Genomic DNA, 791 nt, shown 5'->3' with positions numbered 1-791 from the left:
CAGGCGCTTGAGAGAACTCGGGTGAAGGAACTAGGCAAAATGGTGCCGTAACTTCGGGAGAAGGCACGCTGGCGGTAGGTAAAGTCCCTCGCGGACAGAGCTGAAGCCAGTCGAAGATACCAGCTGGCTGCAACTGTTTATTAAAAACACAGCACTGTGCAAACACGAAAGTGGACGTATACGGTGTGACGCCTGCCCGGTGCTGGAAGGTTAATTGATGGGGTTAGCGCAAGCGAAGCTCCTGATCGAAGCCCCAGTAAACGGCGGCCGTAACTATAACGGTCCTAAGGTAGCGAAATTCCTTGTCGGGTAAGTTCCGACCTGCACGAATGGCGTAATGATGGCCAGGCTGTCTCCACCCGAGACTCAGTGAAATTGAACTCGCTGTGAAGATGCAGTGTACCCGCGGCAAGACGGAAAGACCCCGTGAACCTTTACTATAGCTTGACACTGAACATTGAGCCTTGATGTGTAGGATAGGTGGGAGGCTTTGAAGTGTGGACGCCAGTCTGCATGGAGCCAACCTTGAAATACCACCCTTTAACGTTTGATGTTCTAACCTAGGCCCGTGATCCGGGTCGGGGACCGTGTCTGGTGGGTAGTTTGACTGGGGCGGTCTCCTCCTAAAGAGTAACGGAGGAGCACGAAGGTTGGCTAAGCATGGTCGGACATCATGCGGTTAGTGCAAAGGCATAAGCCAGCTTGACTGCGAGAGTGACGGCTCGAGCAGGTACGAAAGTAGGTCTTAGTGATCCGGTGGTTCTGAATGGAAGGGCCATCGCTCAACGGAT

1 rRNA gene is annotated in these 791 nt (G+C 53.5%); it reads left to right on the top strand.

The features are described 5' to 3' along the window. Positions 1-791, top strand: a 23S ribosomal RNA gene (locus QK892_RS18395); the annotation flags it as partial.

The sequence above is a fragment of the Clostridium lamae genome (assembly GCF_033043255.1).
GTDB classification, from domain to species: Bacteria; Bacillota; Clostridia; order Clostridiales; family Clostridiaceae; genus Clostridium; species Clostridium lamae.
Note: the sequence above shows the minus strand (reverse complement) of the source record. Positions and strands in the feature narration are given on the sequence as shown.